At 70.6% G+C, this 25,101-nt stretch carries 21 protein-coding genes; 7 read left to right on the top strand and 14 right to left on the bottom strand.

The window, feature by feature from the left end; genetic code table 11:
• From ABGA98_RS30650 to ABGA98_RS30635, 4 genes are all read right to left on the bottom strand, one after another.
• Entirely contained in the window at nucleotides 1-567 is a 567-nt protein-coding gene (locus tag ABGA98_RS30650) for an ATP/GTP-binding protein (RefSeq protein WP_347621875.1), read from the bottom strand.
• On the bottom strand, nucleotides 548-862 hold the full coding sequence (locus ABGA98_RS30645; protein WP_347621987.1) for a DUF742 domain-containing protein: 315 nt from the start codon (nucleotides 860-862) through the stop codon (nucleotides 548-550). The genes ABGA98_RS30650 and ABGA98_RS30645 overlap by 20 nt, the downstream gene beginning before the upstream one ends.
• Nucleotides 863-928: 66 nt before the next feature.
• Complete coding sequence (locus tag ABGA98_RS30640) at nucleotides 929-1,351, bottom strand: roadblock/LC7 domain-containing protein (protein WP_347621874.1); 423 nt, start codon at nucleotides 1,349-1,351, stop codon at nucleotides 929-931.
• Nucleotides 1,348-3,951 carry a nitrate- and nitrite sensing domain-containing protein gene (locus ABGA98_RS30635; RefSeq protein ID WP_347621873.1) on the bottom strand — a complete coding sequence of 868 codons (2,604 nt, stop codon included), beginning with the start codon at nucleotides 3,949-3,951 and terminating at the stop codon, nucleotides 1,348-1,350. Before ABGA98_RS30635 ends, ABGA98_RS30640 begins: the two co-directional genes overlap by 4 nt.
• A 338-nt stretch (nucleotides 3,952-4,289) precedes the next feature.
• Here ABGA98_RS30635 and ABGA98_RS30630 point away from each other — a divergent pair, with 338 nt between their 5' ends.
• The 6 genes from ABGA98_RS30630 to ABGA98_RS30605 all read left to right on the top strand — a co-directional run bounded on the left by ABGA98_RS30630 (nucleotide 4,290) and on the right by ABGA98_RS30605 (nucleotide 11,718).
• Entirely contained in the window at nucleotides 4,290-5,342 is a 1,053-nt protein-coding gene (locus ABGA98_RS30630) for a glycine betaine/L-proline ABC transporter ATP-binding protein (protein ID WP_347621872.1), read from the top strand.
• A complete protein-coding gene (locus ABGA98_RS30625; RefSeq protein ID WP_347621871.1) occupies nucleotides 5,339-7,255 on the top strand; it encodes an ABC transporter permease subunit in 1,917 nt (638 codons plus the stop codon). Before ABGA98_RS30630 ends, ABGA98_RS30625 begins: the two co-directional genes overlap by 4 nt.
• A complete protein-coding gene (locus ABGA98_RS30620; protein ID WP_347621870.1) occupies nucleotides 7,252-8,226 on the top strand; it encodes an ABC transporter substrate-binding protein in 975 nt (324 codons plus the stop codon). The genes ABGA98_RS30625 and ABGA98_RS30620 overlap by 4 nt, the downstream gene beginning before the upstream one ends.
• Nucleotides 8,227-8,278: 52 nt before the next feature.
• Nucleotides 8,279-9,214: an ABC transporter substrate-binding protein gene (locus ABGA98_RS30615; RefSeq protein WP_347621869.1), complete on the top strand. Its 936-nt coding sequence runs from the start codon at nucleotides 8,279-8,281 to the stop codon at nucleotides 9,212-9,214.
• Complete coding sequence (gene betA, locus ABGA98_RS30610) at nucleotides 9,211-10,845, top strand: choline dehydrogenase (RefSeq protein WP_347621868.1); 1,635 nt, start codon at nucleotides 9,211-9,213, stop codon at nucleotides 10,843-10,845. Before ABGA98_RS30615 ends, betA begins: the two co-directional genes overlap by 4 nt.
• Before the next feature lie 90 nt (nucleotides 10,846-10,935).
• A complete protein-coding gene (locus ABGA98_RS30605) occupies nucleotides 10,936-11,718 on the top strand; it encodes a TetR/AcrR family transcriptional regulator (RefSeq protein ID WP_347621867.1) in 783 nt (260 codons plus the stop codon).
• A 22-nt stretch (nucleotides 11,719-11,740) separates the two neighbouring features.
• On the opposite strand, the gene ABGA98_RS30600 is transcribed toward ABGA98_RS30605, so the two are convergent.
• The 7 genes from ABGA98_RS30600 to ABGA98_RS30570 form a co-directional block, all read right to left on the bottom strand.
• Complete coding sequence (locus ABGA98_RS30600; protein ID WP_347621866.1) at nucleotides 11,741-12,319, bottom strand: ATP/GTP-binding protein; 579 nt, start codon at nucleotides 12,317-12,319, stop codon at nucleotides 11,741-11,743.
• Entirely contained in the window at nucleotides 12,300-12,662 is a 363-nt protein-coding gene (locus tag ABGA98_RS30595) for a DUF742 domain-containing protein (protein WP_132509931.1), read from the bottom strand. Before ABGA98_RS30595 ends, ABGA98_RS30600 begins: the two co-directional genes overlap by 20 nt.
• 26 nt (nucleotides 12,663-12,688) lie before the next feature.
• Entirely contained in the window at nucleotides 12,689-13,111 is a 423-nt protein-coding gene (locus ABGA98_RS30590; RefSeq protein ID WP_132330743.1) for a roadblock/LC7 domain-containing protein, read from the bottom strand.
• 25 nt (nucleotides 13,112-13,136) lie between these two features.
• Nucleotides 13,137-15,953 (bottom strand): nitrate- and nitrite sensing domain-containing protein, encoded by a 2,817-nt coding sequence (locus ABGA98_RS30585; RefSeq protein ID WP_347621865.1) that lies wholly within the window; start codon nucleotides 15,951-15,953, stop codon nucleotides 13,137-13,139.
• Nucleotides 15,954-16,162: 209 nt separating this feature from the next.
• Nucleotides 16,163-18,388, bottom strand: coding sequence for a [protein-PII] uridylyltransferase (locus tag ABGA98_RS30580; RefSeq protein WP_347621864.1), 2,226 nt, complete (start codon nucleotides 18,386-18,388; stop codon nucleotides 16,163-16,165).
• Nucleotides 18,389-18,449: 61 nt separating this feature from the next.
• Nucleotides 18,450-18,788 (bottom strand): P-II family nitrogen regulator, encoded by a 339-nt coding sequence (locus ABGA98_RS30575; protein WP_132594180.1) that lies wholly within the window; start codon nucleotides 18,786-18,788, stop codon nucleotides 18,450-18,452.
• A complete protein-coding gene (locus ABGA98_RS30570; protein ID WP_347621863.1) occupies nucleotides 18,785-20,098 on the bottom strand; it encodes an ammonium transporter in 1,314 nt (437 codons plus the stop codon). Before ABGA98_RS30570 ends, ABGA98_RS30575 begins: the two co-directional genes overlap by 4 nt.
• A gap of 205 nt (nucleotides 20,099-20,303) precedes the next feature.
• On the opposite strand from ABGA98_RS30570, the gene ABGA98_RS30565 reads away from it, so the two are divergent.
• Nucleotides 20,304-21,227 carry an iron-siderophore ABC transporter substrate-binding protein gene (locus ABGA98_RS30565; protein ID WP_347621862.1) on the top strand — a complete coding sequence of 308 codons (924 nt, stop codon included), beginning with the start codon at nucleotides 20,304-20,306 and terminating at the stop codon, nucleotides 21,225-21,227.
• 205 nt (nucleotides 21,228-21,432) lie between these two features.
• Here ABGA98_RS30565 and ABGA98_RS30560 read toward each other — a convergent pair whose 3' ends face one another.
• From ABGA98_RS30560 to ABGA98_RS30550, 3 genes are all read right to left on the bottom strand, one after another.
• Complete coding sequence (locus ABGA98_RS30560) at nucleotides 21,433-22,374, bottom strand: sigma-70 family RNA polymerase sigma factor (protein WP_132509943.1); 942 nt, start codon at nucleotides 22,372-22,374, stop codon at nucleotides 21,433-21,435.
• Nucleotides 22,375-22,442: 68 nt separating this feature from the next.
• On the bottom strand, nucleotides 22,443-23,630 hold the full coding sequence (gene hutI, locus ABGA98_RS30555; RefSeq protein WP_347621861.1) for an imidazolonepropionase: 1,188 nt from the start codon (nucleotides 23,628-23,630) through the stop codon (nucleotides 22,443-22,445).
• Between the two features lie 98 nt (nucleotides 23,631-23,728).
• Nucleotides 23,729-25,081, bottom strand: a complete 1,353-nt coding sequence (locus tag ABGA98_RS30550) for a formimidoylglutamate deiminase (RefSeq protein ID WP_347621860.1) — start codon at nucleotides 25,079-25,081, stop codon at nucleotides 23,729-23,731.
• Between the last annotated feature and the right edge of the window lie 20 nt (nucleotides 25,082-25,101).

Below are 25,101 nucleotides of genomic sequence, written 5' to 3'. Positions count from 1 at the left end.
TCAGCCCGCGCGCACGGCCATGGCGTGTTCGACGAGCGTGATGAGGGTGTGCTTGACCGCCGGGCGCGCCCGCGCGTCCATGCGGACGATCGGCACGTTCGTCGAGAGCGTGAGCGCCTCCCGCACCTCGCTCTCAACGTGCGGGAACTCGCCGTTCCAGCCGTTCAGGCCGACCACGAACGGGATCCGCGCCTGCTCGAAGTAGTCGACGGCGGGGAAACTGTCGGCGAGCCTGCGGGAGTCGACCAGCACCACAGCGCCGATGGCCCCGCGCACCAGGTCGTCCCACATGAACCAGAACCGGTACTGGCCCGGCGTGCCGAACAGGTAGAGGATCAGGTCGTTCGCCAGGGAGAGCCGCCCGAAGTCCATGGCCACGGTGGTGGTGGTCTTGCCCGGCGTGTGGCCGAGGTCGTCGATGCCCGCCGACGCGTCCGTCATCACCGCCTCGGTCGTCAGCGGCAGGATCTCGGACACGGAGCTCACGAACGTGGTCTTGCCCACGCCGAACCCGCCCGCCACGACGATCTTCGTCGAGGTGAGCCGGCTAGAGCCTGCGAAGTCCACTCAGCACCCTTTCAAGCAGGTTCTTATCGGGTAATCCCGCGTTCAGCTGCGGCTGGTACACCCTGACCAGCCCGTCCGCCTCCATGTCGGCGACGAGCACCCGCGCCACTCCGAGCGGGACGCTCAGCAGCGCCGAGATCTCCGCCACGGACCGCACCTGCCGGCACAGCTCGCTGATCGCCCGGTATTCGCGGGTGTAGGTCGAACCGAGCCGGGCCGAGGTCGCCGACGACACCAGGGCTTCCATGGCCAGCTCGGTGCGCGGGGCGGTCCTTCCGCCGGTGACGGCGTACATGCGGACGAGCGAGCTGCGCTCGGGCTCCGGCTCGCCGTTATCCCACGATGCCACGGTCTACTCCCATCACCACGGACGCGCGGCGGACAGCTCCGCCCGTACGGCGGGCGTGAGCACCTGGCTCGCGCGCTCGACCAGGATCGTCATCTGGTAGGCGACCAGCCCCATGTCGCAGTCGGGTGCGGCCAGCACCGCCAGGCAGGATCCGTCGCTGATCGACATCACGAGCAGCAGCCCGTGCTCCATCTCGACGAGCGTCTGGGTGACCCCTCCACCCTCGAAGACCCGCGCCGATCCGTGCGTGAGGCTGACCAGGCCCGCCGCGATGGCGGCGAGCTGGTCGGCGCGGTCCTTGGGGAAGCCCCGCGAGTACGCCATGGGCAGCCCGTCGGCGGAGACCACGACGGCGTGCGCCACGCCGGGCACCTCTTCGACGAAGCCGGTGACCAGCCAGTTGACGTCTCTGGCGGCCTGGCTCAGCTCCTTCAAGAGTCCTCCTCGAGCTCGGCACGGCCCTTGCGCACGCCCTGCTGGTAGCTGGCCAGCCTGGAACGCAGCCGATCAGGGGACAGCGGTGGAGCGGGAGCGGGAGCGGGCGCCGGATTCGCGGTGCCCGGTACCAGATTCGCCTTCGGCGTCCTTTTCGGCAAGCCCGAGTTCGTGGTGCCGCTCTGGGCGGGCTCCGCGGCCGCGCCCGCGGCCTGCCATCCCTGGTCGGCGGGCGAGGTCCAGGAGGGATCGCGGTGGTCGGCGGTGGGGGCCGCCCTGCTGAACCAGCTGCTCTCCTCGACGGCGGTGAAGATCGGCAGGAACTCGTCCTGGGACGGCCCCGCCAGGCCGGGCGGCGGCTCGGCCGCCTGCGTGTACGGCGGCTGCTCGCCCGGATAGGTGTAGGGCGGCTGCTCTCCCAGGGTGGCCGGCCGGGTCGTCGGCGACGGGCCGAACCATGACGACGGCTCGGCCGCCACGGGTGCGGCGTCGAACGACGGATGCCCGGGCGGAGGGCCCGTGAGTGAGGCGGGCGGCGGTGTGTGCACGGGGGCGGCGAAGGAGTCGGCGGTTCCGAAGGACGGCGTACGCACCTGCGCCTGCCTGGGCACCTGGACCCGTGCCTGCGCGGGCATCGCGCTCGGCACCTCCGTGAGCAACATCGGCGGGACCAGCACCATGGCGGTCAGCCCGCCCACGTCCTGCGCCCGCAACTGGACCCTGATGGTGTGCCGCAGCGCCAGCCGGCCGACCACGAACAGGCCCATGCGCCGCGACACCGACACGTCCACGACCGGCGGATGGGCCAGCCGCCAGTTGGCCTCGGCCAGTTCGTCGGAGCTCATGCCGATCCCCTGGTCGGTGACCGACACCATCAGGCTGCCCTCGTCGAGGCGGCCGCTGGAGATGATGACCTTGGTGTCCCTGGAGGAGAAGGAGACGGCGTTCTCGACCAGCTCCGCGAGCAGGTGCACCACGTCGGTGACGGCCTGGCCGGCGATCGCGACGTCCGACTCGACCTGGATGCTGACCCGGTCGTAGCTCTCCACCTCGCCCAGCGCCGCCCGCACGATGTCCATCAGCTCGACCGGCTCGCTCCACTTGCGGGCGGCTTCCTGGCCGGCCAGGACGAGCAGGTTCTCGCTGTTGCGCCGCATGCGGGTGGCCAGGTGGTCGAGCTTGAACAGGTCGCCGAGCCGGGCGTCGTCGCGCTCTCCGCGCTCCAGCCGCTCGATCAGCGTGAGCTGCCGTTCGACGAGCGTCTGGCTGCGCCTGGACAGGTTGACGAACATGGCGTTGACGTTGGAGCGCAACCGCGCCTCGTCGCCCGCCAGCCGTACGGCCTCGCGGTGCACCTCGTCGAACGCGCGCGCGACCTCGCCCACCTCGTCCCTGGAGAAGATGCCGATGGGCGGCACCTCGGCGTCGACCGCGCCGTCGCGCGACTCCCGCAGGTGCTGCACGAAGTCGGGCAGCCGCCGGCCCGCGATCTCCAGCGCCTCGCTGCGCAGGCGGCGCAGGGGGCGTACGAGCGACCTGGCCACGCCGGTGGTGATCAGCAGCACGGCCACCAGCAGCGCGAGCACCGCGCCCGCGGTCACGAACGCCTTGCGCCGCTCGTCCGCGCTGAGCGCCTCGCTGCGGGCCACGATGCCCTCCGCCTGGCGCCGCTCGACCGTGCGCATGGAGTCGACGACCACGGCGGCGGCGTCGTGCCACTGCTTGGCGTCGTCGCGTTCGGCCTGGTCGAGCCCGCGCAGCGGCAGCTCGTTGGTGGCCCTGATCATCACCAGCTCGCGCAGGAACAACATGCGCTCGGCGGACCTGCCGTTGACGGTCTCGTCGAAGAAGCGGCGCTCGGCGGCGGTGGCCTCCTCGGCGAAGCCCCTGCGCTCGCTGGCCTCCTTGGACTGCTCGCCGAGGAACCGTTTGAGCTGGTCGGGGTCGAACGCCCCCTCGACCAGCACGATCGTGACCAGCGCCTGCTGGTAGGAGACGCTCTCCTTGGCCCGGGCGAGCGCGTCGAGCATGCGGGTCTGGCGGAACAGCTCGTCGTCGACGCTGCCCTTGACCAGCTCGTTGTGCACGGAGAGCAGGTCGGCGATCACGGTCGTGTAGAGCTCGACGGCCGGACCGGGCAGCAGGTCGGCGTCGAGCGCCTGCGCACGCAGGGTGCCCAGGTCGTTCAGGCGGCTGAGCAGGGTCTCGATCTGGTCCGCGGTGCGGCCGCTCACGTCGTTCAGCAGGGACTGCGCGAGTCCGCGCACCCTTCTGAGGGACAGGTCGGTCTGGTCCATCTGGGCGCGCACCGTGCCGAGCTCGCCCGCGGGCCGGTCACGCGCGATGTACCACGCGGTCCTGGCCCGTTCTGTGGACACCTGGTGGGTGAGTTCGCCCAGCTCCGCGGACATCCGGGCGAACTGGTTCGTACGGGCGTAGTCGCCGGCGGCGGAGGTCGAGGCGAGCACCTGGACACCGCCGAGCAGCACGGCGGCGGCCGTGGGGATGAGGATGAGCGCGACCAGGCGCGCCCGCACGCGCCAGTTGCGCAGCCGCCAGCGGCTCTCGCCGGCCTGCCTCTCGCCCAGCTGTGTACTCACCGAACGCACCTCGCCCGAATCGGCGTATATGAGGGGCATACGCCCCGGGGGAAATCAGCAAGTGCGGGTAATTGGAACACATCCCATACAGGACGGCCAACCGAACTTAACGCGACAAAAGTCGAGTCGTGTGACTCCTGAGGATAGAACTTGGGACACCATGCGTGAAGCACCCGGGCGAGAGATTAACCCACATCAAGATAGATGTCCGCTAATGAGTGGTTAGTACGTTTCGACGCATAACACGGAAGCCGCACCGTGATCTCTGGAGTGTCACAGCGTTGAGAATGTCGCTAATCACCACATATGTTGAGCCACGTCATAACGAGGAGGCGAGTGTGGGCGATTCTCACAGCGCGGCCATCACCGTCGACGGCCTATGGAAGATCTTCGGGCCCAAGGCGCAGAAAGTGCTGGACAGCGAGGACAGACATCTCGATCCCGCCGCGCTGAGAGAGAAGACCGGCTGCACCGCCGCGGTCAGGGACGTCGGTTTCGAGGTGCGCCCCGGCGAGGTGTTCGTGGTCATGGGCCTGTCCGGCAGCGGCAAGTCCACGCTCGTACGCTGCCTGACGCGGCTCGTCGAGCCCAGCGCCGGCGAGATCACCATCGGCGGCGAGGACATCGGCCGCGCCTCACCCGCCCGGCTCCGCGAGATCCGGCGGCACCAGGTCAGCATGGTATTCCAGCACTTCGGCCTGCTGCCGCACCGCAAGGTGATCGACAACGTCGCGTACGGCCTGGAGATCCAGGGCACCCCCAGGGCCGCCAGGCACGAGCGGGCCGAGGAGATCCTCACCCTGGTCGGCCTCGACGGCCACGCCGGCGCCTACCCCGACCAGCTCTCCGGCGGCATGCAGCAGCGGGTCGGGCTGGCCCGCGCGCTGGCCGTGGACCCGCAGGTGATGTTGTTCGACGAGCCGTTCAGCGCGCTCGACCCGCTGATCAGGCGCGACATGCAGGCCGAGGTCATCCGCCTGCACCGGGAAGTCGGCAAGACGATGGTGTTCATCACGCACGATCTGTCGGAGGCGCTCAAGCTGGGCGAGCGGATCGCGATCATGCGGGCCGGCTCGATCGTGCAGCTCGGCACCGCGGAGGAGCTGGTGGGCGCGCCGGCCGACGACTACGTGGCCGACTTCGTCCGTGACGTGCCGAAAAGCCACGTGCTGACGCTGCGCCGGCTCTGCCGGCCCCCCGAGCCGGGCGAGTCGCTGGACGGGCCCGAGTTACCGGTCACCACGGTCATCAGGGACGCCATCGCCGCCTCCGCCGCCTCCGCCCACCCGATCAGGGCCGTGGACGGCGACGAGCTGGCGGGCGTCGTGGACCGGGTCGACCTGCTGTCCTTCCTGTCGGGCCAGGAGAGCCCCGTGCGAGCGGGCGCATGAGCAGCGCCACGACCGTCGGCGGGCCGGCCTGGCCCGGCCTGCCGAGGTGGGCGGTCCCCGCAGGGGCCGCGGCCCTGGTCGCGGCGGCGTACCTGGTCTTCCGCGACACGGCGACACTGCCGCACAACAGGGAGGCGGCGCCGTTCCTGGCCGTCACCGAGCTGCGCGAGTGGATCGACGACAACAGGAACGACAACCCGCTCTTCCTGTACTTCCTCAACTACATCAGGCTGTTCGTCGGCGGGCTCTACGACGCCTTCCACACCGTCCTGTTCGCGCTCGGCTGGCCCGGCATCACGGGCGTCATGGGTGCGCTGGGCTGGTTGTCCGGCGGCCGGCGGATCGCTGCGCTCGCGGTGGGCGGCGTGAGCGCGTTCGGCCTGCTCGGCCTCTGGGAGTCGAGCGTCGACACGCTGGCCCTGGTCGCGGTGGCGGTGCTGCTGTCGCTGGCCGTCGGCATCCCGCTGGGCGTGTGGGCCGGGCTCTCCGAGCGCGTGCGCAGGGTGCTGACGCCGGTCCTCGACGTCATGCAGATCATGCCGACGTTCGCGTACCTGGCGCCGCTCGCGCTGTTCTTCCACATCGGCGCGCCCGCCGGCGCCATCGCGACGATGATCTACGCGATCCCGCCCGCCATCCGCATCACCGCCCTCGCCATCTCGGAGGTCTCCCCCACGGCGGTCGAGGCGTCCGCCTCGCTGGGCGCCACGGGCCGGCAGACGTTGTTCAAGGTCTACCTGCCGCTGGCCAGGTCCACGATGGCGCTGGCGGTCAACCAGACGATCATGATGGCGCTGTCCATGGTCGTCATCGCGAACCTGATCTCGGCCCCCGGGCTGGGCGGCGACATCATCCGCGGCCTGTCGCGAGCCCAGGTCGGCATCATGCTCCCGGCGGGCGTGGCCGTGGTGATCATGGCGGTGATGCTCGACCGGATGACGATGGCCCTGTCCCGCCGGGACGCGCACGCCCGGACCTCACGGGTCGACCTGGCCGGGGCGGGGGCGCTGGCGCTGGCCGGGCTCGCGCTCATCCCCGTGCTGCCGCGCGCCTGGCCGGAGACCCTCACCGTCAACGTCGTGGCGGAGGTGAACGCCGCCGTCCGCTGGGCCGAGACGACCTGGTACCCGGTGACGACGTTCATCAGGGAAGCCACCACCCAGGCCCTGCTCAACCCGCTGCAGTCGCTGCTCACCTCGGCCCCGTGGTGGCTGGTGGCGCTCGCGGTGCTGGCGGCGGCCTGGCGGGTGAGCGGGCTGCGTCCCGCGCTGACGGCGCTGGCCTGCCTGCTGGCCATCGCGCTGCTCGGCCTGTGGGAGCACAGCATGATGACGATGAGCACGGTCGCCGTGGCGGTGCTCGTCACGCTGGCCATCGGCCTGCTGCTCGGGGTGGCCGCGGCCCGCTCGCCGCGCTTCTCGGCCGTGCAGCGGCCCATCCTCGACGCCGCGCAGACCATGCCCGCGTTCGTCTACCTGCTGCCGGCGCTGGCGCTCTTCGGCACCACCAGGTTCACCGCGATCTTCGCCTCCGTCATCTACGCGGTCCCGCCGGTCGTACGCCTGGTCGAGGACGGCATCAGAGCGGTGCCCGCCACGGTCGTCGAGGCCGCCGCCTCGGCGGGCTCGACCCCGGGTCAGCTGCTGTGGAAGGTGCAGCTGCCCATGGCGAGGAGGGCCATCCTGCTCGCGGCCAATCAGGGCATCGTGATGACGCTGGCCATGGTCGTCATCGGCGGCCTGGTCGGGGCGGGCGCGCTGGGCTACGACGTGGTCCTCGGCTTCTCCCAGCGGACCGACTTCGGCATGGGCTTCGTGGCGGGCATCGCCACGGTGCTCCTCGGAGTCATGCTCGACCGCATCACGCAGGGCGCCGACAGGCGCTCTTCCCCCCGAAAGAGGAAGTTCACATGAAGATTCGCCTGCTCGCAGGCCTTCTCGCCCTGGGGCTCACCGCGATGGGCTGCGGCGGAGCCACGGTCGACACCTCGACCAGCTCGGCCGCGCCGGAGGCCGGCGCCAGCGCCTCGGGCGCCTCCGCCGGCACGGTGAAGATCGCCATCAATCCGTGGGTCGGTTACGAGGCCAGCGCCAACGTGGTGGCGTACCTGCTGGAGAACGAGCTCGGCTACGAGGTCGAGCTGCCCGAGATCAAGGAGCAGCTGGCCTGGGAGGGCTTCGAGACCGGCGACGTCGACGTCATCATCGAGAACTGGGGTCACCCCGACCTGAAGAAGCAGTTCATCGAGGAGAAGAAGGTCGCCGTCGAGGCGGGCTCCACCGGCAACAAGGGCGTCATCGGCTGGTACATCCCCAAGTGGATGGCCGACGAGCACCCCGGCATCACCGACTGGAAGAACCTCAACAAGTACGCCGAGCTGTTCAAGACCTCCGAGTCGGGCGACAAGGGCCAGCTGCTGTTCGGCGACCCGTCGTACGTCAGCAACGAGGCGGCGCTGATCAAGAACCTCAAGCTCAACTACAAGATCGTCACCGGCGGTAGCGAGGCGGCCCTGATCAAGGGCGCCCAGCAGGCGCAGGCACAGAAGAAGCCGCTGTTGTTCTACTTCTGGGACCCGCACTGGCTGTTCAGCCAGACCGAGCTGGTCCGGGTCAACCTGCCGCCCCACACCGAGGGGTGCGACGCCGACCCGAAGAAGGTGGCCTGCGACTACCCGGAGATGGACCTCGACAAGATCGTCAGCAAGAAGTTCGCCGACACCGGCGGCAAGGCGTACGAGCTGATCAAGAACTTCAGCTGGACCAACGCGGACCAGAACGCGGTCGCCGACGACATGACCAACAACGGCATGACCGGCGAGGAGGCCGCCAAGAAGTGGGTCGAGGCCAACCCCGCCAAGTGGCAGGCGTGGATCCCCAAGTAGCCCCTCGATGACCCGGGTCCCGGCGCGCGGGACCCGGGCACGGAGACCTCTGATGCGAACGAAGACGCTCGTCGGGCCGCTGGTCGCGGCCCTGCTCCTGACGGCCTGCACCACCGGGGAGCCCGACTCGGCCACCGTGTCCAAGGGGACGGTCGCCATCGACGTCCACGCCTGGGTGGGCTACGAGGCCCAGGCGGCCGTGCTGGCGTATCTGCTGAAGCACGAGCTGGGATACGCGGTGAAGACGCGCAAGGCGGCGGAGGCACAATCCTGGAAGGACTTCGAATCCGGCAAGGTGGACGTGATCGTCGAGAACTGGGGGCACAACGATCTGAAGAAAGAGTTCATCGAGGAGAAGAAGGTCGCCCTGTCGGCCGGTCTCACGGGGAACAAGGGAGTGATCGGCTGGTACGTCCCCGAGTGGATGGCCAAGAAATACCCCGACATTACGGACTACCGAAACCTCAATAAATACGCACACCTCTTCCGCACCCCAAAGACGGGAAATGCCGGACAGATCCTGGACGGCGACCCGTCGTTCGTGACCAACGACGAGACACTCGTCAAGAACCTCAAGCTCAACTACAAAGTCGTCTACTCGGGCAGCGAGGAGGCGTTGATCAGGGCGGCCCAGTCCGCGACGAGGAATCGGACGCCCTTGCTCATGTATTTCTACGAACCGCAATGGCTGTTCACCAAGGTCAAACTCGTCAAGGTCGCGCTGCCCCCGTACGCGGTGGGCTGCGACGAGGTCCCGGCCAAGGTCGCCTGCGACTACCCGCCCTACCTGCTCGACAAGATCGTCAGCCGGCGGTTCGCGGAGACCGGCGGGCCGGCGTACGAGCTGGTCCGCAACTTCAGCTGGACCAACGACGACCAGAACACGGTGGCCAGCGACATGATCAACGAGAAGCTGACCGCCGAGCAGGCGGCCGAGCGATGGGTCGCCGAGAACAAGATCGTGTGGAAGGACTGGATTCCCCGTTGAGGTACGACTACGTCATCGTGGGCGGCGGCAGCGCGGGCTGCGCCCTGGCCAACCGGCTCAGCGCCGACCCCTCGACGTCCGTGCTGGTGCTGGAGGCGGGCAGGCCCGACTACCTGTGGGACGTGTTCATCCACATGCCCGCCGCGCTGATGTTCCCGATCGGCAGCCGCTTGTACGACTGGAAATACGAGTCCGAGCCCGAGCCGCACATGCACGGCCGCCGTGTCTACCACGCCCGCGGCAAGGTGCTGGGCGGCTCCAGCAGCATCAACGGCATGATCTTCCAGCGCGGCAACCCGCTCGACTACGAGCGCTGGGCCGCCGACCCCGGCATGGAGCGCTGGGACTACGCGCACTGCCTGCCCTACTTCAAGCGTATGGAGACCTGCCTGGCCGAGCCCGGCACGGACTTCCGCGGCGGCGACGGCCCGCTGAAGCTCGAACGCGGCCCGGCCCGCGGCCCGCTCTTCGAGGCGTTCTTCGAGGCCGTGCAGCAGGCCGGGCACCCGCTGACCGACGACGTGAACGGCTACCGCCAGGAGGGCTTCGCCGCCTTCGACCGCAACGTCCACCGCGGCCGCCGGCTCAGCGCGGCCCGCGCCTACCTGCACCCCGTACGCCGGCGGCGCAACCTCACGGTCAGAACCCGCGCGTTCGTGGAGCGCGTGCTCTTCGACGGCACCAGGGCCGTCGGCGTGCGGTGCGACGGCGAGCGCGTCGAGGCGGGCGAGGTCATCCTGAGCGCCGGCGCCGTCAACACCCCCCAGCTCCTGCAAGTGTCCGGCGTCGGCCCGCGTGACCTGCTGGAGCCCCTGGGCGTGAAGATGGTGCACGACCTTCCCGGCGTGGGCGAGAACCTGCAGGACCACCTGGAGGTCTACGTCCAGCACGGCTGCAGGCAGCCGGTCTCGCAACAACCGTCGCTGGCCAGATGGCGCAGGCCCTTCATCGGCGCCGACTGGCTCTTCCGCAGGAGCGGCCCAGGGGCCACCAACCACTTCGAGGCCGGCGGCTTCATCCGCTCGAACGACGACGTGGCGTACCCGAACCTGATGTTCCACTTCCTGCCGATCGCGGTGCGCTACGACGGCTCCGCCCCGGCCGGCGGCCACGGCTACCAGGTGCACATCGGCCCGATGTACTCCGACGCCAGGGGCTCGGTGCGGATCACGTCGGCCGACCCCCGCCAGAAGCCGGCCCTGCGCTTCAACTACCTCTCCACCGACCAGGACCGCCGCGAGTGGGTGGAGGCCGTCAGGCACGCCAGGACCATCCTGGCCCAGCCCGCCTGGGCCGACCTCGACGCCGGCGAGCTCTCCCCCGGCCCCGCCGTGCAGAGCGACCAGGAGATCCTCGACTGGGTGGCCAGGGACGCCGAGACCGCGCTCCACCCCTCCTGCACCTGCAAGATGGGCACCGACGAGACGGCGGTGGTGGACCCGGGGACGATGCGCGTCCACGGCCTCGACGGGCTGCGCGTGGTGGACGCCTCAGCGATGCCGTACGTCACCAACGGCAACATCTACGCCCCGGTCATGATGCTCGCCGAGAAGTCGGCCGACCTCATCCTCGGCAACACCCCCCTGACCCCGGAGCCCGTGGAGTTCTACCGCCACCCCCGACCGGCCTGACCCGCGCTTCCTGGCTCCGGATCGTCGTTGCGCAGGTGCGCGACCACGCCCGACATCACACATGACTGCCGTACGGTGTACCGTACGACGGTGACCGTCGAGTACTCGGGCAAGGGCGACCCGGCGCGCAGCCTGGCGCTGCTCTGGCGCACCGGCGAGCGGGCCAGCCGCAAGGGCAAGCCGGAGCTGAGCGTCGACCGCATCGTGCGGGCCGCCATCGAGGTGGCCGACGCGGAGGGCCTGCAGGCGCTGTCCATGCGCCGCGTGGCCGAGCGGCTGGGCGTCGGGACGATGTCGCTCTACACGTACGTGCCCGGCAAGCCGGAGCTGTTCGACGTCATGCTGGACACCGTCTACGGCGAGACCGCCAGGCCGGAGGACGTGCCCGGCGGCTGGCGGGGCCGGCTGGAGCAGATCGCCAGGGCGAACTGGGCACTCTACCTGCGCCACCCCTGGTTGCTGCAGGTGGCGACGAGCCGCCCGGTGCTCGGCCCGAACGTCACCGCGAAGTACGACTACGAGCTGCGCGCGATCGACGGGATCGGGCTGACGGACGTGGAGATGGACTCGGTGATCACCCTGATCACCGGGTTCGTGCACGGCACGGCCCGGGGCGCGGTGGAGGCCGCGCAGGCCGAGACCCGGACGGGCATGACCGACGAGCAGTGGTGGGCCGCGCACTCGCCCTTCCTCGGCAGGATCGCCGACGTCGACCGCTATCCCACGGCAACCCGGGTGGGGCAGGCGGTGGGGGAGGAGCTCAACGCCGCCTACAACCCCGAGCACGCCTTCGAGTTCGGCCTCCAGCGCGTGCTCGACGGCATCGAGGCGCTGGTGGACAGCAGGCAGGCGCCGGGCGACGCCCGCCCGTAGGCCGGCAGCGTGTCCACGAGCACTAGCGCACGGGCGCGGAGCGCAGCCGTACGACGTGCTCGACCAGCGAGATCAGGGTCGACTTGACCGCCTCGCGGTTGCGGGCGTCGGTGCGCACGATCGGCACCTGCGGCGCCAGCGCCAGCGCCTCCCTCACCTCCTGGTCGGAGTGCGGGAACTGGCCCTCCCAGCCGTTGATGCCGATCAGGAACGGCAGCTTGGCCTCTTCGAAGTAGTCGATGGCCGGGAAACTGTCGGCCAGGCGGCGCGTGTCGAGCAGCACCACCGCGCCGATCGCGCCGCGCACCAGGTCGTCCCACATGAACCAGAACCGGTGCTGCCCGGGCGTGCCGAACAGGTAGAGGATCAGGTCACGATCCAGCGACAGGCGGCCGAAGTCCATCGCCACGGTCGTGGTCTGCTTGTGGGGCGTCAGACCGAGGTCGTCGATGCCCGCGGACGCGTCGGTCATCACCGCTTCCGTCGTGAGCGGAAGGATCTCGGACACCGCCCCCACGAACGTCGTCTTGCCGACGCCGAACCCACCCGCGACGACGATCTTGGTCGACGTGAGGCCGGGGCTAGAGCCTGCGTAGTCCACTGAGCACCCTTTCGAGCATGTTGAGGTCTGGCTGTCCCTCGCTGAGGTGTGGCTGGTGCAGGCGGACAAGCCCTTCATCGGACATGTCCGCCACGAGCACCCTGGCGACACCCAGCGGGACACGGAGCAGGGCCGAGATCTCGGCGACCGACCGGAACGTCCTGCACAGCTGCATGATGGCCTCCTGCTCGGGGGTGAGCAGGGCCATCTCGTCGTCCGGGATCGACATCGACGAGATCAACGTCTCCATCGCGAGGTGATAGCGGGGCTCGGATCGTCCGCCGGTCACCGCGTAAGGGCGGAACAAGGGCTCGTCGTCCCCGGTCCCGTCAACGCCGTACACGACCCTCTCCCATCCGTTCCATCACATCACCGCGTCCTGGCCGCCTGAAGCTCCGCTCGCAGGGCCGGCGTGAGCGCCTGTCCCGCCCTGTCCACCAGCAACGTCATCTGATAGGCCACGAGCCCCATGTCGCAGTCGGGCGCGGCCAGCACCGTGAGCACGGAACCGTCGCTGATCGCCATGACCAGGAGCAGGCCACGCTGCATCTCGACGACGGTCTGCGTCACCGACCCGCCCTCGAAGACCCTGGACGCGCCGACCGTCAGGCTCAGCAGGCCCGCGGAGACCGCGGCGAGTTGGTCGGCCCTGTCAGGTGGGAAGCCCTCCGACGCCGCCAGGCACAGGCCGTCGGCTGAGACGACGACGGCGTGCGCCACACCTGGCGTGTTGCGGACGAAGTCGGTGATCAGCCAGTCGAAGCGATGTGCCTCATGGCTAAGGGTTGTCACGCATCCTCCCCAGCGGGACGCTTACTCACTCTTGTTCCTCCTGTCCACGTACTTCCTGGCGGGCCCGTCGCACACCTTGCTGGAAACCGGCCATCCGGCTGCGCATCCGGTCTGCGGAGACCGGATGCGCGGGCGCCGGCCGCGACGGCTGTTGCTGCTGTGCCGCCTGGCCGGCCGCCGTGCCGGGGACCAGATTCGCCTTGGGTGTGCGCTTCGGAAGCCCGGCGGCGGTGATCCCGCCGAGACTCGGCTCGCTCGCGGCGGCCGCCGCCTGCCAGCCGGCGTCAGCGGCCGTTCGCCACGCTTCCTCCCCAGAGCGTACGGCCTGCCCCGGCGTGGCATCGCCGCCGCCCTCCGCCTGCGCCGCCTGCTCCTCCGGCGGCCTGCGGAACCAGGCCGACTCCACCGACGCGAAGATCGGCAGGAACTCTTCCTGCTCCTGCCCCACCGGCGACACGTCGACCGAGGGGACCGGGTCCGGCCTGCGCACGTCGTTCGTGGAGTACGACGGCGGCGGCGTCTGGAACGCGCCATTTCCGGATGGCGGAGAGCCCTTGCTCGGGTACGACGGGTAGGTCCCCGAGTCGAACGAGGCCGGCTGCCTGCGGTAGGAACCGCCGTCGGTGTCGGCGGTGAAGCCGTTGACACCCGCCCTGCCGGGGTCGGACGGGTGCGTCCCGAACGCGGGCCTCGGAGCCTCCGGCGCGCTGTCGTACGTGCCGGGGCCGGGCCGGGGCGCTCCCGCGGCCCTGCCGTTGGCGCCCGGATGGAAGGAGCCCGGGTCGAAGGAGTCGAAGCTGCCCAACGACCGGAATGTCCCGTTCGGGGCGGGCTGACCCGCCTGACCGGGCACCGGCGCACCCGCCTGCCCCGGGGCGGCCGCGTGACCTGGCATGGTCCCCCCGCCGAACGCCGGCCGCTGCGGCAGCGGCTGCTGCGCGCCGTCGGCGATCAGCGCGGGCGGCAGCAGCACCATGGCGATCAGCCCCGCGCCCTCGCCCTTCCTGAGCTGCACCCTGATGCCGTGGCGCAGCGCCAGCCGGCCGACCACGAACAGGCCCATGCGCCGGGAGACCGACACGTCCACGACCGGGGGCTCGGCCAGGCGGCGGTTGGCCTCGGCCAGCTCCTCCTCGGTCATGCTGATGCCGGTGTCGGTCACCGACACCAGCGCGCCGCCGCCCTCGATGAGGCTGCTGGTCACCGTGACCTGGGAGTTGTTCGGAGAGAACTGGATGGCGTTCTCGACCAGCTCGGCGACCAGGTGGACCAGGTCGTTGGCGGCGCTGCCGACCACCGAGGTGGCGCGGTGCACCTTGACCTGGACACGCTCGTAGCCCTCGACCTCCGACAGCGCGGCGCGTACGACGTCGACCAGCTTGGCCGGCTGGCTGCGCCGGCGGGTGGCCTCGTGGCCGGCCAGGACCAGCAGGTTCTCGGAGTTGCGGCGCATGCGGGTGGCCAGGTGGTCGAGCTTGAACAGGTCGGCCAGCCGGCCGCCGTCCTGCTCGCCCTTCTCCAGGCCGTCGATCAGCGAGATCTGCCGCTCGACCAGCGTCTGGGTCCGGCGCGAGAGGTTGACGAACATCGAACTGATGTTGCTGCGCAGCTCGGCCTCCTCGCCCGCCAGCCGCACGGCCTGCCGGTGCACCTGGTCGAAGGCCCTGGCCACCTCACCGATCTCGTCGTTGCCCTCGACCTCGATGGGGCGTACCTCGCCCACGGAGCCTTCGCCGCTGACGCGCAGCCGCCGGACCACGTCGGGGAGCCGGAAGCCGGCGATCTCCAGGGCCTCGGTGCGCAGCCGGCGCAGCGGGCCGACCATGGACCGGGCGATGGCCACGGTGAGGAGCAGGACGAGCAGTAGCAGCGCCACGATGAGCACTCCCGCGGTGACCGCGTTGCGGATCTCGGCGCTGCGCAGTTCCTGGCTGCGCAGGCCGACCTTGCCCGCCAGGTCCTCCTCGATGCCGTGGAGCACGTCGATGGTGGTCGTGTTCTGCTTGAACCACTGCTCGCGGTCGCCCGTGGCGGAGATCAGGTTCTCGGTGATCCGCGCGCCCGGCGACCGGCCGCTGACCAGGGTGATCGCGCGTGCCTTGGTGAGCTGGACGTTGACGTACTCCTCGGTGCCGGTCAGCCGCCTGGACAGGGCGAGCCCGACATCGGGGCCGGCCTCCGCGCCGACGGCGGCGATGTCGCTCTGCTGGCGCGCGTTGGAGGCGATGAACGCCTCGACCTCGTCGGCGCCCACCCGCTGGGTGTTGTAGGAGGCCTCGAGCAGCTGGACGCGCTGCCGGGAGATCTCCTCCTTGGCCGACGCGAGCGCGCTCAGCGCGCGGAACTGGCCGATGATCTGCGAGTCGTCGGACAGCAGGCTCAGCTCGTCGTGCAGCCTGAGCAGGGTGTCGGTGAGGAAGTCGTAGCGGACGGGGTCGGTCTGGCCCTCTTCCCTGATCTGCGCCAGCCGGCTCAGGTCGTATCTCGCCTGCTCGGCGGCCTTGACGATGCGGGGACCGTAGGAGGCGTCCATCGTGTCGAGGTCGGACCGCACGGCCTTGACCAGCGTGTCGACGGCGGCCTTGCGCTGCTCCAGCCGGGCGGCGAGCTGCTTGCGCACGGCGCGGCCGGCGCCCGCCCATCCGGCGGTGTCACGCTCCAGCCCGATCGCCTGCACGAGGTCGCGGATGCGCCCGGACTGCTCGGCCCCGATGGCGGTGCGGTCGTAGACGCCGATGCTCTGGATCGACTCGGCCACGCGCGCTCCCCCGAGCACGACGCCGGCGATGGTGGGCACCAGGATGAGCGCGGTGAGCCGCCACCGCACGCGCCAGTTGCGCAAGCCAAAACGAGGCAGTGACCGCCGTCCGCGGTCCCGCTGCGCGGCTGGGCCGCCGCCGGAGTTCCCCGTAGTCACTGCTTCCGCTACCCCTCAATCGTCCCCTCAGTCAACGGGCCCTCAAGCCGTCCACAAGGTATCCGCAGCATCCGACTTACCAGGCATTTCGGACACCATTGTTACAAAGATGTCCGCGAGTCGTGTGCTGTTGGTTATCTCAGTGCGGCAAGCACGTGATCACGGACTTGAGCCCTCTGCGCGTCGCCGCCGAGGGAGCGACCGGCGCGATCCACTACGTAGAAGACGTCCACCGCCTCCGCGCCGAGAGTCTCCACGCGGGCGGCCCTCACGTCAAGACCGCACTCGCCGAACGCCCGCCCGATGCGCCACAGCAGCCCCGGCCTGTCATGGGCCCTGACTTCCACCACGGTGGCGGTCGCGGAAGCGTCGTCCACCAACGTCACGCGGGGTGGGGCGACGGGCACGCGAGGCGGCCTCATGGAGCGTGTACGGCGGGCCAGCCGCTGCTCGATGTCAAGACGCCCAGCAAGGACCAGACGGAGATCGGCCTCCAGCGTCGCGGGGTCGGGCGGCGAGCCGTACTCGGGGATGACGGAGAACTCGATCACGGCCGTGGACCCCGCGGAGGCGGCCGAGGCCGAGCGTACGACGAGCCGGTGCGCGGCGAGCACGCCCGCGGCGCTCCACAGCAGGCCCACCCGGTCGGGAGCGACGACCGTGACCGCTCCCCCGTTGACGCGCACGGCGCCGCCGCCGTGCCGGGCGAGCGCGGCCTGCTCGGCCGAGAGCACGGGCGGCCTGGGCGGGGGCGAGCCGGCGAGCACGGACCTGACGCGGCGTACGAGGTCGGCGACGAGCCCCGCCTTCCAGCCGTTCCACGCCGCCGGGCCGGTCGCGTTGCCGTCGGCGACCGCCAGCGCGGCCAGCAGGTCGAGGACCTCCCGCGTGCCGACCGTGGCCGCGACCTTCTCGATCGTGACCGGGTCGTCGAGGTCCCTGCGGGTGGCGGTCTCCGGCAGCAGCAGGTGGTGGCGGACGACGGTCGCGAGGGTCTCCACGTCGGATGGGGGCAGGCCGATGCGGGTGGCGATGTCGCGGACCACGACCTCGCCGGTCACCGAATGGTCGCCGGGCCACCCCTTGCCGATGTCGTGCAGCAGCGCCCCGATCAGCAGGAGATCGGGACGGGAGACCTCGCGGGTGTGGCTGGCGGCGTTCGCGGCGGCCTCGATCAGGTGCCGGTCGACCGTGAACCGGTGGATCGGGTTGCGCTGGGGACGGTGGCGTACGCGCTCCCAGTCAGGAAGCAGCTTGACAAGGATGCCCGCCTGGTCGAGCTCCTCCCACACGGGCACGGCGGCGCGGCCCGCGCCGAGGACCGACACCAGCGCGTCGCGCGCCTCCTCGGGCCACGGCACCGGCATCGGCGGCGACTGAGCAGCCAGAACGGACACCGTGGCAGGGGCGAGCGGCAACCCCGAGTCGGCCGCCGCGGCGGCGGCCCGCAACACCAGGACGGGGTCCTTGCGCGGGTCGATCCCCCGGGCGAGCACCACCTCACCGCCGTGCTCGACCACGCCGTCCGCCAACGGGCGGCGGCCCCGGGGAGCGGGGCCTGACAGGAACCTGTCAACGGTGCGCCAGGTGGCGTCGAACGCGTGGGAGATGGTGCGGCCCGCCTCGGCGAGCCTGCGCATCAGCGCCTCGGCGTCGAGCAGGCCGAGCAGCCCGGCCACCGCGTCCTGCTCCTGCAACACCAGCCGGTCGGTGCCACGGCCGGTGACGACGTGCAGCGCGTGCCGCACGTCGAGGATGAGCTCGTACGCCTCCCGCGCCCGGGGGCCTGGCGCCGAGGCGACCCAGGCGGCGGACACGGCCTGCATGGCCTGGACGTCGCGGAGCCCGCCGCGGCCGTCCCTCAGATCGGGTTCGAGGAGGAAGGCCAGCTCGCCGCTGGCGCGGGCCCGCTGGTCGGCGGCGGCGCGCAACTCGCCGAGCCGGCGCCGGGAATCGGCCCGCCACTCGGCGAGCACCGCCTCCCTGGCCTTGCGGGTCAGCTCGGGATCGCCCGCCACGTGCCGGGCCTGGATGAGACCGAGCACGGCCTTCAGGTCCTGGCGGGCGACGGTCACCGCCTCCTCGACCGTGCGGACCGAATGGTCGAGGTTGACCGCCGAATCCCAGATCGGATACCAGATCCGGTCGGCGATCCTGGCGACGTCGGCCCGCCCGTTGTGCAGCAGGACGAGGTCGAGGTCACTGCCGGGGGCCAGCTCGCCCCTGCCCAGGCTCCCGACGGCGACCAGGGAAACGTGCCGGCCGTCGCCGGCCGTACGGAAGAGATCCTTGAGCCAGCGGTCGGTGTCCGCGGCCCGCTCCTTGCGCGCCGCGGCGTACGAACGGGCCTCGCCCCTCACTCCTGCGCCCCCTTGCCGAGCTCCGCCCGGACCCCGTCGTCCGGGCGTCGCCTGGGTTTCCTCACAGGGCCTCCGGGCCCCTCTCTCCCGTGCGCACGCGGATGACGGTGTCCACGGGCACGGACCAGACCTTGCCGTCGCCGATCTTGCCGGTGTGCGCGGCCTTGACGATGACGTCGATCACGTCCTCGGTGTCGTCCTCTTCGGCGAGGACCTCGATCCTGACCTTCGGCACCAGGTCGACCTGGTATTCGGCGCCGCGGTAGACCTCGGTGTGGCCGCGCTGCCGGCCGTAGCCGCTCGCCTCGCTGACCGTCATGCCCTTGATGCCGAACTGCTCGAGGGCGGCCTTGACGTCATCCAGTTTGAAGGGCTTGATGATCGCCGTGATGAGCCTCATGCGTCCACCTTCTTCGTCGCGGGAGCCGTGACGGGGCCGTTGGGCGAGCTCACGCCGGAGGCGTGAACGGTGCCGAGGTCATAGCCGGTCTCGGCGTGGGTGGTGATGTCGACGCCGGTGACCTCGTCCTCGGTGGAGATGCGGAAGCCCATCGTCCTGTCGATGATCTTGCCGATGACCCAGGTGAGAATGAAGGAGTAGCCGCCGACCGCGACGGGACCGAGCACCTGCAGGCCCAGCTGGCCGAGGCCGCCGCCGTAGAACAGGCCCTCGCTCTGCTGCTCCAGGAAGGGGTAGGCGGCCAGGAAGCCCAGGGAGACGGCGCCGACCACGCCGCCGACGAGGTGCACGCCGACCACGTCGAGGGAGTCGTCGAAGCCGAGCCTGTACTTCAGGCCCACGGCGTAGGCGCAGATCGCGCCGGCCAGCAGGCCGATGACCATCGCCGCCCACGGGTCGACGAAACCGCAGGCAGGGGTGATGGCGACCAGACCGGCGACCGCGCCGGAGGCGGCGCCCAGGCTGGTGGCGTGCCCGTCGCGCAGCTTCTCCACGACGAGCCAGGCGCCCACGGCGACCGCGGTGGCGACCTGCGTGTTCAGGAAGGCCAGGCCCGCCGTGCCGTCGACCGCGAGCTCCGAGCCGGCGTTGAAGCCGAACCAGCCGAACCACAGCAGGGCGGCGCCGAGCAGCACCAGCGTCAGGTTGTGCGGCCGCATCGGCTCCTTGCGCCAGCCCTGCCGCTTGCCGAGCACGAGAGCGAGCGCGAGCGCCGCGGCTCCGGCGTTGATGTGCACGACGGTGCCGCCGGCGAAGTCCTCGATGCCCATGGTGTTGAGCCAGCCGGTGCCCCACACCCAGTGCGCGACCGGGAAGTAGACGACCGTGGCCCAGATGACGGTGAAGAGCATCCACGCCCCGAACTTCGCCCGGTCCGCGATCGCGCCGCTGATCAGCGCGACGGTGATGATGGCGAAGGTCATCTGGAACATGGAGAAGACGAGGCTCGGCATGCCGGTGCCGTCGTCCGCGGTGGCGGTGTCGACCAGGCTCTGCAGGCCCAGGGCGTCGAAGCCGCCGACGAAGGTGTTGAGGGCCGAGCTGGGGTTGTCGGTGAAGGCCAGCGAGTGCCCGAAGAGCATCCAGGTGATGGTGACGGTGACGATGGCGCCGAACGACATCATCATCATGTTCAGGACACTCTTGGCCCTGGTCATGCCCCCGTAGAAGAACGCGAGGCCCGGAGTCATCAACAGCACCAGTGCGGCGGCTGTGAGCATCCAGGCAGTCGTGCCGCTATCGATCTTCACGACGCGACCCTCCTTACATGTGACGTGTGGCCACAGCGTGTTCGGCCGGGGTTTCGTGGCTCGACCAGGTGTGTTTCACATTCGTGAATCTCGCCGCACGGGTGTTTCGCGTACGTTTCGGTCTTCTCACAGGCACGATTTCCGCACCGCACTATCAGGGCATGGGATACTTAGGCTTGCCTAACCTAACGATCAAGGAATGCCGATGCGTCTCCGCCTGGCCCTCGCCGCCGCGCTCTCCTTCGCCCTCGTCGCCTGCGGTAGTTCCACCTCCTCGCAGGAGACCGGTCCCACCCGGACCGTCGAACACGCCATGGGCGAGACCGAAGTGCCCATGACCCCCAAACGGGTGGTGGTGCTCGACACCGACAAGCTCGACACCATGATCTCGCTCGGCCTCACGCCCGTCGGCGCCGCGCAGGCCTCCCAGAACCAGACCTGGCCCGAATACCTCGGCCCCGCGCTCAAGTCCACCAAGGCGGTGGGCACCCTCCAGGAGCTGAACATCGAGGCCATCATGGCGCTGCGACCAGACCTCATCCTCGGCTCCAAGTTCCGGCAGGCCCCCTTCTACGACAAGCTCAGCAAGATCGCGCCCACCGTCTTCACCGAGCGCGTCGGCATCACCTGGAAGGAGAACTTCCTGCTCGACGCCGAGGCACTGGGCAAGAAGGAACAGGCCACGCGGCTGCTGTCGGACTACGAGGCACGGGCCGAACAGGTGGGGGCGAAGTTCTCGAAGCTGGAGGTGAGCATCGTGCGCTTCATGCCCACCGAGATCCGGATGTACGGGCCCGAGTCGTTCAGCGGCATCGTGCTGGGCGACGCGGCCATCCCGCGGCCCGAAGCGCAGCAGTTGGCCGGCCAGGACGACAAGCGCTTCGGCAAGCTCAGCCAGGAGAACATCGCCAAGGCCGACGGCGACGCGATCTTCTACAGCGCGTACGGCGAGGCCGCCGCCAAGTCACAGGCCACGGTCACCGCCGGACCCCTGTGGAAGAACCTCGAAGCCGTCACCTCGGGCAACGCCCACAACGTGGACGACGAGATCTGGATGACCGGCATCGGCGTCACGGCCGCCGGCAAGATCCTCGACGACCTGGACAAACACCTCGCCCCCCTTACGTGATCCGCCCTGACCTCGGACATCCCATCCTGGCACCAGACCGAAAGTCCTGGGCGCCATGGCCGTACGGGCATGGCGCCGTCCGGGTCCTCGCCGCACGCCGCCTGGCGCGCCGTGGTGTCGGAGAAGCCTTTGGGGAACCCCCTCGGGCCGGGCGCCGCACTGCGTGCCTCCGGCCCGCTGGACTCGCCGACGACCGGGGTCGTGATCAGGCGGCGGCGGTGGCCATCTTGCGGAGGCGGGCCAGCGCGTCGCGCTCGATGCGGCGGGCGCGGTCGCGGCCGATGCCGTAACGCTCACCGACCTCCGTGAGCGTGTGCTCGCGCCCGTCGAGCAGGCCGTAGCGCCAGCGCAACATCTCGCTGGTGACGCCCTCGAGCCCGGTCAGCCACTCGTTCAGCCGCTCCCGCTCCAGGATGTCGATGGCCTGCTGCTCGGGATCCGCCCACGTCTCGTCGGCGATCATGTCGCCGAGCTCGGTCTCGTCCTCGTCGCCCACCCCGAGCTGGAGCGAGACCGGATCTGACGCCCACCGCCGCAGCTCCCGCACCCGCTCGATCGGCAGGTCGAGGATCTCGGCGAGGTCGTCGTCGGTCGGCTCGGCGTCGAACTCCGCCAGGATGTCGCGCCGCACGCGCATCAACCGGGTCATCTGCTCGCCCGCGTGCGTGGGCAGCCGCACCGGCCGCGCCTGCTCGTGGATGGCCCGGCCCACCGACTGCCTGATCCACCACGTCGCGTAGGTGGAGAACTTGTAACCACGCCGGTAGTCGAACTTCTCCACGGCGCGGACCAGGCCGAGGTTTCCTTCCTGCACCAGATCGATGAGCGGCATCCCCCGGCCGGAGTATTTCCTGGCCACCGCCACCACCAGGCGCAGGTTGGCCTGGATGAACTCGTCTTTCGCCCGCTGGCCGGAAATGGCCAGGCGCTCCAGCTCCTCGTCCGCCGCGTCCCCGATGCGCGGCTCCGAGCCCCCGCTGTCGAGCAGCTGCTCGGCGAAGAGCCCCGCCTCTATCCGCTTGGCGAGCTCCACCTCTTCCTCCGCCGTGAGCAGCGGGACCCGGCCGATCTCGGCCAGATAGGTCCCCAGCAGGTCGCGGTCGGCGACATGCTGCTCTTGCGTGCGACTCCCCGTAGGCCTTGCCATCCCCAGGCACCTCGTTCCCGCAGCTGCGTTCCCTACCGGGCCAACGTCCGGCCACAGGCAAAGATTCCCTAAAGCACTACGCCGGAGGGAGGGTTCTGGATGTCCTCCTCAAGGAGGAGGCCGCCGTGAAACACCTGGTGGACAAGGGGAACGCCAGGTCGGTAAGCGAGGTGCACATAAGAGGGGGCATCGAGGATGACGAGGTCCGCGCGGGCTCCGCGCCGCAACCAGCCTACGTCCGTACGCCGGAGCGCGCGTGCCCCGCCGTACGTCGCCGCCCTGATCGCCTCCAGCGGCGTCATCCGCATCTCGCGCACGGCCAGCGCCACGCAGAACGCCATCGACGACGTGAACGACGACCCCGGGTTGCAGTCGGTCGCCAGCGCCACCGTCGCTCCCGCGTCGAGCAGCCGCCGCGCGTCCGGGTACGGCGACCGCGTGGAGAACTCCGCCCCCGGCAACAGCGTCGCCACGGTGCCGGAGGAGGCCAGCGCGTCCACGTCGGCCGGCGTGAGGTGGGTGCAGTGGTCGGCGGAGGCGGCGCCGATCTCGCAGGCGATCCGCACGCCCGGCCCCTCGGTCAGCTGGTTGGCGTGCACCCGCGCCCCGAGCCCCGCCTTCACGCCCGCCGTCAGGATCTCCCGCGTCTGGTCACCGTCGAACGCCCCGCGCTCGCAGAACACGTCCACCCACTTCGCGTAGGGGGCGCACGCTTCGAGCATCTCCCCGGCGACGAGCCGCACGTACGCGTCGGCGTCCACGCCGGAGGGCACCACGTGGGCGCCGAGGAAGGTGGTCTCGTCGGTCAGCACGGTGGCGATCTCCAGGCAGCGGCGCTCGTCCTCGACGGACAGGCCGTAGCCGCTCTTGATCTCCACGGTGGTCGTGCCCTGGGCGAGCATCTCGTTCACCAGGCCGAAGGCGCGGGTGGCCAGCTCGGCGTCGCCGGCCCCGCGGGTGGCGGCGACCGTGGTCCTGATGCCGCCTCCGGTGTAGGGCTCGCCGGACATGCGGGCCTGGAACTCGGCGGTCCTGTCGCCGGCGAAGACCAGGTGGGCGTGGCTGTCGACGAAGCCGGGGATGACGGCCCTGCCTCCGGCGTCCACGCGCTCGTCGGCGTCGGGCGCCCGGCTCGCGGGCCCGGTCCAGGCGACCTGGCCGTCGTCGATGACGAGTGCCGCGTCGGGGATCTCCTCGCGTTCCGGGTCGCCGGTGTACAGGAGCCCGATCCCGTCGATCAGCGTCGTGCCCGTCATGGGTTCCTCCTGAGTGGTCGGTCTTCGCGAAGGCGCCGATCTACGCAATCACCGCAGGGCGGCTCTCTGAGGGCGTCACCGGGGTCCGGTCCGGGCGGTCATCGCAGGGCGCCGATCGCCTCGGCGAGCATGGAGCCGACGTCGCCGAGCCGGTGGCGCCCGTCGGTGACCACGCGCCGGCCGCCGGAGACGACCGCGTGCACGTCGGCCGCCGTGGCCGCGTACACCACGGCCTCCAGCCCGCGCGCGCCCGCCGTGCGCACGGAGTCGAGCCGTACGGACACCAGGTCGGCCCACGCGCCCGGCACGAGCAGCCCCGCGCCGGGGAAGCCGAGCGAGGTGTGGCCCGTGACGGTGGCGGCGGCGAGGAGCTCGTCGGCGCGCCAGTGGCCACGCTGGTGGCTGGCCAGCCGCTCGTCCAGCTCGACCGCCCTGGCCTCCTCGAACAGGTCGACCACGGCGTGGCTGTCGGAGCCGAGCGTGATGGACGCCCCGCGGTCGGCAGCCGCCCTGGCCGGGCCGACGCCGTCGGCGAGGTCGCGTTCGGTGGTGGGGCACATGCAGACGTAGGAGCCCGACTGGCCGAGCAGCTCGATGTCCACGTCGGTCAGGTGGGTGGCGTGCACGGCGGTCGAGCGGGGCCCCAGCACCCCCCGCTCGTGCAGCACCTGGACGGGCGTGGCCGCGTACGTCTCGATGCACGCGGTGTTCTCCGCCTGCTGTTCCGAGACGTGCACGTGCAGGGGCGCCGCGTTGCGGTGGGAGAACTCGGCCACAACCGGCATCTGCTCGGGCGGCACCGCCCGCACCGAGTGGACGGCCGCGCCGATCTCCACGTCGGGCTGCCCTTCGTACGCCGCCGCCAGCTCCTCCGCCCTGGTGTCCCAACCTTCGGCGTCGCCGTCGGTGAAGCGCAGCTGCGTGCCGGCCAGGGGCACGCCGATGCCTCCGGACAGGTAGCAGGTGTCGAGCAGCGCGATGCGCAGACCGGCGTCGCGGGCGGCCTGGATGAGGGCGTGGCCCATCGCGTTGGGATCGTCGTAGGGACTGCCGTCCGCGGCGTGGTGCAGGTAGTGGAACTCGCCCACGCACGTCACCCCGGCCAGAGCCATCTCGGCGTAGACGGCCCTGGCCAGGCGGAGATAGGAGTCGGGGTCGAGCTTGGCGGCCACGGCGTACATCCGCTCGCGCCAGGTCCAGAAGTCGCCCTTGCCCTCCTGGGCGCTGCCGCGCAACGCGCGGTGGAAGGCGTGGGAGTGGGCGTTGGCCAGGCCGGGAATGGTGAGCCCCGCCAGCCGCTCGGCGGAGCCCGGCGGGCCCTGGCCGATGTGCGCGATCCTGGCGCCCTCGATCTCGATGAGCACGCCGTCGGTGACGCCCTCGGGCAGCCACGCCTGCTCGCACCAGTACACGCGGAAGGCTTCGCCACCCGCGGCCCCTCCGAAAGGCACAGCGTTCCGCTTCCCCATCA

Source organism: Nonomuraea sp. B1E8 (assembly GCF_039871515.1).
In the GTDB taxonomy this organism is placed as follows: domain Bacteria; phylum Actinomycetota; class Actinomycetes; order Streptosporangiales; family Streptosporangiaceae; genus Nonomuraea.
Note: the sequence above shows the minus strand (reverse complement) of the source record. Positions and strands in the feature narration are given on the sequence as shown.